The following is a 6,383-nucleotide window of genomic DNA, read 5'->3' on the forward strand; positions in this document are numbered from 1 at the left end:
GTGGCCGAGGGCTACATTCTGACGTGCCAGGGCGTGCCCGACACGGCTTCGGTGACGGTGCGCTACGAGTAGCACAAGAGAGGCGGCCACAATGGCCAAGGGCATCATCCTCGTGGAGAGTCGACCCAGTTCGCCCGACCGCGACCAGGAGTACAACACCTGGTATGACGAGGTCCATTTGGGCGAACTCGTCGCTCTCGACGGATTCGTCTCGGCGCGCCGGCTGCGCCCGGTCGACGGCAACGGCCCATACGTCGCCATCTACGAGATCGAGGGGGACGATCTTCAGGCCATCTTGGACAACATGATCGCCAACGCCGGCCAGCTGCACATGTCCGACGCCCTGCAGCTGGATCCGCCGCCCATCCCGCGGCTGCTCGAGACGACAACCGAGTACGGCGGCTGACGAGCGTTCGGTTCTAGCTCTTCGGGTCAACGCACTTGCGGTTTGATCTCCTCGATCACCCAACGCGCATAGTCGAGGTACTCGTCAACCCCGCTCACCGTCGGTAGCGGCACCGCGCTCACCGTCACACCCTGCTCGCCGAGCCAGCCCAATCGGTCGATAAGCTCGCCCGCGCTCATCCCGGCGCGTCCATGCGGATCGTCGCGCGCAACGTGTCCCTCCCCGACGCGGGCCGTCGCCATCCCGTACATCACGTCGAAGGACCGGCCGTCGTACGACGGTTGGGACTTGATGAAATCGAGTCGCTCCGCGATCTTGTCCGGAGGGGTCAGGAACGGCCACCACCCCGAGGCATATTTGGCCGCCCTGCGCAGCGCCGCGTCCACGTCACCGCCGATCCAGATGGGAAGGTGTGGCTTCTGGAGCGGTTTGGGTTCGAATGCGACACCGCCGAAGGCTACATACCTGCCCTCGAAACGTGGTGTGTCACTGGTCCACAGCTCGATGATGGCGGCCAGGTATTCGTCGGCGATGCGGCCGCGCTCGCGAAACGGTACACCGAGCAACTCGAACTCGCGCTGCAGCCAGCCCACGCCGAAGGTGACCATCATCCGCCCACTGCTCATCCAGTCGGCGGTGGCGAGAGCCTTCGCCAACACAATCGGGTGCTGCAGCGGTAACACGGTGACGCACGAATTGAGTCGTATCCGTTCGGTGGCGCCGGCGAGGTAGGCCTGCGCTACCGTCGATTGCAGGTAGTGCGGACCGGACAATTCGACATGTTCGGTAGGGATCACGAAATGCTCTGGCACTGCGATCATGTCGTAGCCCCACTCGTCGGCGCATTTGGCCATGCGGGTCTGATCGGCGCCCGTCACGGCCGCCTCCCACGGCTGCATGGTCGCCTTGAGCCGCAGCATGTGGGGAAGATTGAAGACGAGTTTCACTCTGGGCTCCCGGAATGGTCGACGCGACGGGCCTCGGTTACATGACAGCATGCCCTGAGGCGCGGGACGTCACCAATGCCTGTATCGTCGGGCGGCTCGCCGCCTGGAGCGCGACCAGCGCCGGGGCCAGTCGTTCGAGTTGGTTTACGCCGGCGGCGAAGTCGCCGCCCGTGGGCAATAGCAGCGCTACGTGATCCGCGCCGGCGAGCAGGTGCTCGCGCACTTTGACAGCGATGGCCGTCGGATCACCGTGAGCAACAAGCGCATCTACCAACCGGTCGCTCACGTCGGCGATGTCGTCGGCCGGGTAGCCCAGCCCGGCCAAGCTGGCCGCGTACGAGGGCGCGCCGATCCTGTCCGACACCGTCTGCCGCGCAATCGTTTTGGCCCGGTCGGGGTTGGGGTCGCAGGCCACGGACAGTCCGACCACCAGAAGCTTGTCCGGTCCGCGCGAGTGCCGGGCGAGCGCGGTGTGCTCTACCGGCAGCCCCGCCGGCAATGCGCCGTCGGCGATCTCACCGGCCAGCGCCTCGGGCCGTTGGCGGCGACGATGCGCGGATAGGCCACATCCGGTGGCGGCGGCCACGTAGGGCTGTCCATCCGTTCCAGGTAGTCACGCATGGTGGTCAGCGGGGTGCCGAATGCCTGGCCGGTGCTGGCCGCCTGCGCCGGGTAGCCGACCCCGAGGCCTGCCACGATCCTGCCCGGATACGCCTGGGCCAGTTGGGCAGCCGCGGCATGCGCGGTCTGCGCCGGCCTGGCCCAGATATTGGCGATGCACGTACCGAACACCAATCGCTCCGTCGCGGCCAGCAGCACGGCGAGTTGCACGAAGGCGTCCTTGCCAATGACCTCGTTGGTCCAAACAGCCCGGCAACCTGCGCGTTCCAGCCGGGCCACGGCCTCGCGCTGAAGGTCGGCGTGCGGGGTGGCGGTGAACGAAACCGGCAGGCACACGCCAACCGGTCCCAAGGCCCTGCGGGCCGCGTCGACCACGGTGTTAGCCACGGCTGTCCCTCTAATTCATTCGGTGAAGTAATGGCCTTCGTCGAGATCCTCGATCAGACCCGGGTGTTCGGCTTGCCAGTCCAGCTCTTTCTGGGTCAGGGCGCTCGAGGTCGGATTGTCCAGCAATGCGAAGACAGCAAGAAAGCCAAAGTGATCGGCTTCTTCGCCCGAGATGCTGACTGCCGGCACATCCAAATGGCGGCCTATGACGTCGGCGATGTCACGGAAAGGCAGTCCCTCGTCAGCGACGCCGTGCAACCGCGTCCCCGCCGGAGCCTTCTCCAAAGCCAGCCGGTACATGTGCGCGGCATCGAGCGTGTGGATAGCCGGCCAGCGGTTGGAGCCGTCACCGATGTAGGCCGACACGCCCGTGTCGCGGGCGGTGTTGATCAGGTGGTGGGCGAAGCCGTGGTGATCCAGGTTGCTGTGCACCAAGGGCGAAAGCCGAATGACCGACGACCGGACCCCGCGCTCGGCCAGCGCGATCGCCGCGTTCTCCGAATCGATGCGCGGTCCGCCGGGCAAGGTGTCCTGCTCGGTCGCGACGCGACCCGGTGCGGCAAATGCGAGCAGGAGCGTTCCCGAGGTGATGACGAAGGGCCGGTCCGAGCCGACGAGCGCCTCACCCATCGCCTCGACGGCGCGAAGGTCCGTCTGGGCTGCTCCCGCGAAGTCGTTGAAGTCGTGCCTGAAGGCGAGGTGGATGACGCCGTCGGCCGCCGCGGCGGCGTCCCGCAGGCCGTCGGGATCGTCGAGATCGCCACGGTGTGCCGTGGCGCCGGCCGCGGTCAATGAGGCGGCTCCCGAATCTGAGCGGGCCAGGCCGGTGACTTGGTGGCCGGCTTCGAGGAGTTCGGAGACGACGGCGGAGCCGATGTGCCCGGTCGCGCCGGTTACAAAGACGTGCACGGAAGATCCCTTCTGTCCCCTTTTGTTGATGCCATCAAGTCAATGACGGCCGCGAAAGCGTGTCCAATTCCTATTTCATATGACGCGATGCAATTCAGGCATCACAGCAGTTGAGCATGGCTATATCCCGGATAAGGGGAAGCCATGCCCGCTACACTGGGCGCATGACCGATTCGGCATTGCCGGCGGTGGACCTCGACCTGCGACTCGTCGGGTATTTCGTTGTGGTGGCCGAGCATCGGCACTTCGGCCGCGCGGCCACCGCGCTGCGTGTCGCGCAGCCGTCGCTGAGCCGGCAGATTCGCCGACTGGAGCAGCAATTGGGCGTCCGACTGTTGGATCGCACGCCGCAAGGCACCCGGCTGACGGAGGCCGGCGAGGTGTTCCTGCCCCGGGCCAGGGCGCTGCTGCGCTCGGCCGCCCAGGCCACGGCGCAGGCGCGGGCCGCCGCCCAGCCCAGCCGCATCATCATCGGCTACACGACGGGCCTGATCGTCACCCCCGCGGTGCGCGAGTTGCGCCGCGAGCACCCGGACGCCGACGTGCAAGTCTCGCACGTGGATTGGGACCAAGCGCGTGATGCGCTGCTCGACCATCGGGTGGACGCGGTGGTGACGCGGCTGCCGTTTCCGACCGACCAGCTGCACGTGACGATCCTCTACGACGAGCCCCGGGTGCTGGTGGTACCCGTCGACCACCGCCTGGCGGGCAGGGAATCCGTCACCCTCGACGACATCGCCGACGAACCCATGCCCCGGGTGCGGCACTCCGACCCGGCCTGGAGTGCCTTCTGGCGCATCGATCCCCGCCCCGATGGGCGCCGGGCACCCGACGGTCCGTTCATCGAAGCGCTCGAGGACAAGTTCGAAGTCATCGCCTCCGGGCAGGCGGTGGCCATCACCGCCGGCTTTCACGGCCCCAGCCTGCGTCCCGATATCACCACGGTCCCCCTGGAAAACGTCGAGCCCAGTCACGTCGTGCTGGCGACTCGCGCCGGGGACCGCAGCCGCCTGGTGGCGGCCTTCCGCAAACTCGCCGAAGCCCACCTCACCGGTCCAGGCGCTTGACGCCGAACGTCGACTTGTTCTACGAATCCGACGATTTTGGCCTAACAACTCTACGTTCGGCACAACTCAACGTTCGGCCGAGAAGGGTTAGAGCTTCGGCGGTGGCCGGTAGTCAGGCTCGTAGCCGGAAATGTGGATCGGACTACCGACCAGACGGAAATCGCCCGCCGTCACAACCACTTCGGGGGTCGCTTTGAGCGCCTCGGGCAGCGTCCTCACGGCCGCGGCCGGAACCCCGAGGGGACGTAACCGCCGTTCCCAGCCGGCGGCGGTGTCGGTCGCCAACGCCGAGGTGACCAGCGAAAGCACCTCGTCGCGCCGGGCGACCCGTTCCGCCATCCCCTCGAAGCCTTCGATATTCGCCTCAGCGGCAAAGGATTTCCAGAAGCCATCGTGGGTAATGAACAGCGCCAGATATCCGTCGGCGGTCGGGAAAAGCTGGGCCGGAACGTAATACGAGTGTGCCCCGTTCGGCCGCCGCTGCGGCACCACGCCGTTGTTGAGGTAGGCGGAGGCGTGATAGTTGAGTTGCGAGAGCATGACGTCGCGCAGCGACACGTCCACTTGTCCGCCCGTGCCGGAGATGATCTTGGCCAGAAGTCCCAGTGCCGCACACATTCCGGTGGAGTTGTCAGCCGAAGAGTAGCCGGGCAACGTCGGAGGGCCGTCCGGATCGCCGGTCAGTGCCGCGATTCCGGTAGACGCCTGCACGACGTAGTCGAATGCCGGATCGTCGCCGCCGTTCAGGCCGAAGCCGGTGATGGCCACGCAGACGATCCGCTCGTTCCACCGCCGCAGCGCCTCGTAGGTCAGTCCCAGCCGGCGGATGGCCGACGGCTTGAGATTCACCAGCAGCGCATGGGATTCCGCTACCAGTTCGCCCAAGCGATGCTGTCCCGCATCGGAATTCAGGTCGAGGCAGATGCTGGACTTGTTGCGGTTGAGGCTGGCGAAATAGCTGGGCCCGACCCCGCGGGAGATCTCACCGCCGCGGGGTTCGATCTTGGTGACATCAGCGCCGAGATCGGCGAGCAGCATGGTGGCGTACGGACCGGCCAGCATGGTGCCGACCTCGAGGATGCGTATTCCCGCCAGCGGTCCAGTGTCTTCTGAGGTCAACGCAACTCCGTTGCGAGCGAGGCGATCATCTCGCGGGTTCGGCGTTTGGAGGCGACGAGTTCGTCCCGGTTCTCGCCGATCGGGAGCAACCGCACGGACAGATCCGTCACGCCGGCGTCGGCGAAAGAGCGGAATCGCCGCAGAATCCCTTCCGAGTCGCCGGCGGCGCAGAGATCGCCGACATCGCGGGCATCGCCGCGTTCGAGCAGGCGCTGGTAGTTGGGCGACACCTCGGCCTCGCCCAGGATGCGGTTGGCGCGCTCCTTGGCCTCGTCGACTTGCGAAGGCGCACACAGGCATACCGGGATACCCGCGACGATCCGCGGGGCGGGACGCCCGGCATCCGCGGCGGCCTTGGTGATCTTCGGCGCGATGTGATCACCGATCGCGCGCTCGTCGGCCATCCACAACACGGTGCCGTCGGCCAGTTCGCCGGCAAGCTGCAGCATCACCGGACCTAGCGCGGCGACCAGCACCGGCATCGGGGTATCGGTCCCGATCGCCGTCGGATTGTGCACCGTGAACGAATCGTTCTCGACGTCAACCGGTCCCGGCCCGGCGATGGCGGCGTTGAGCACCTGCAGGTAGTCGCGGGTGTAGGCGGCTGGCTTCTCATACGGCAAGCCAAGCATGTCCCGGATGATCCAGTGGTGCGACGGTCCGACGCCCAGCGCCAGCCGTCCACCGGCCACCGCATGCGTCGAGAGCGCTTGGCGGGCAAGGGCAATCGGATGCTGAGCCTGCAGTGGCACCACCGCAGTACCCAGCTCGATACGCGAGCTGTGCGCGGCCATCAGCGACACCATGGTCAGGCAGTCGAAGTCGTCGGGCACCTGCGGCATCCACGCGGTGTCCAGACCCGCAGATTCGGCCCATTCGATATCGGAGGCCAGCTTGGCCACCTTGCGGGCCATATCGCCACGCTCG

The 6,383-nt window shown here is 66.7% G+C and carries 6 protein-coding genes and 2 pseudogenes; 3 read left to right on the forward strand and 5 right to left on the reverse strand.

Going from position 1 to position 6,383, the window contains the following annotated elements:
- Positions 1-72 (forward strand): annotated as a pseudogene (locus tag ACLP4W_RS00195) (2Fe-2S iron-sulfur cluster-binding protein); the annotation flags it as partial.
- A 19-nt stretch (positions 73-91) separates the two neighbouring features.
- On the forward strand, positions 92-406 hold the full coding sequence (locus ACLP4W_RS00200; RefSeq protein ID WP_442382943.1) for a hypothetical protein: 315 nt from the start codon (positions 92-94) through the stop codon (positions 404-406).
- Between the two features lie 26 nt (positions 407-432).
- Here the strand turns inward: ACLP4W_RS00200 and ACLP4W_RS00205 are convergent, their stop codons facing one another.
- The 3 genes and pseudogenes from ACLP4W_RS00205 to ACLP4W_RS00215 all read right to left on the reverse strand — a co-directional run bounded on the left by ACLP4W_RS00205 (position 433) and on the right by ACLP4W_RS00215 (position 3,270).
- On the reverse strand, positions 433-1,353 hold the full coding sequence (locus ACLP4W_RS00205; protein WP_442382945.1) for a TIGR03619 family F420-dependent LLM class oxidoreductase: 921 nt from the start codon (positions 1,351-1,353) through the stop codon (positions 433-435).
- 112 nt (positions 1,354-1,465) lie between these two features.
- Positions 1,466-2,349, reverse strand: a pseudogene (locus ACLP4W_RS00210) (LLM class flavin-dependent oxidoreductase); the annotation flags it as partial.
- 27 nt (positions 2,350-2,376) lie between these two features.
- Positions 2,377-3,270: an SDR family oxidoreductase gene (locus tag ACLP4W_RS00215; RefSeq protein ID WP_442382947.1), complete on the reverse strand. Its 894-nt coding sequence runs from the start codon at positions 3,268-3,270 to the stop codon at positions 2,377-2,379.
- Between the two features lie 164 nt (positions 3,271-3,434).
- Between ACLP4W_RS00215 and ACLP4W_RS00220 the strand changes: the two genes are divergently transcribed.
- Complete coding sequence (locus tag ACLP4W_RS00220) at positions 3,435-4,337, forward strand: LysR substrate-binding domain-containing protein (protein WP_442382949.1); 903 nt, start codon at positions 3,435-3,437, stop codon at positions 4,335-4,337.
- Between the two features lie 87 nt (positions 4,338-4,424).
- Here the strand turns inward: ACLP4W_RS00220 and ACLP4W_RS00225 are convergent, their stop codons facing one another.
- Both ACLP4W_RS00225 and ACLP4W_RS00230 read right to left on the reverse strand, forming a co-directional pair.
- Positions 4,425-5,456, reverse strand: coding sequence for a CaiB/BaiF CoA transferase family protein (locus ACLP4W_RS00225; protein WP_442382951.1), 1,032 nt, complete (start codon positions 5,454-5,456; stop codon positions 4,425-4,427).
- Positions 5,453-6,383, reverse strand: a 931-nt coding sequence (locus tag ACLP4W_RS00230) for an LLM class F420-dependent oxidoreductase (protein ID WP_442382953.1), incomplete at its 5' end; no start/stop codon positions are given. The genes ACLP4W_RS00230 and ACLP4W_RS00225, both read right to left, overlap by 4 nt.

The sequence above is a fragment of the Mycobacterium sp. genome, from assembly GCF_052145595.1.
GTDB lineage: Bacteria > Actinomycetota > Actinomycetes > Mycobacteriales > Mycobacteriaceae > Mycobacterium.

Bases quoted from the DNA above. Each gene is read 5' to 3' on its own strand.
- ACLP4W_RS00200 (WP_442382943.1), top strand. From the start codon at position 92: ATGGCCAAGGGCATCATCCTCGTGGAGAGTCGACCCAGTTCGCCCGAC.
- ACLP4W_RS00220 (WP_442382949.1), top strand. From the start codon at position 3,435: ATGACCGATTCGGCATTGCCGGCGGTGGACCTCGACCTGCGACTCGTC.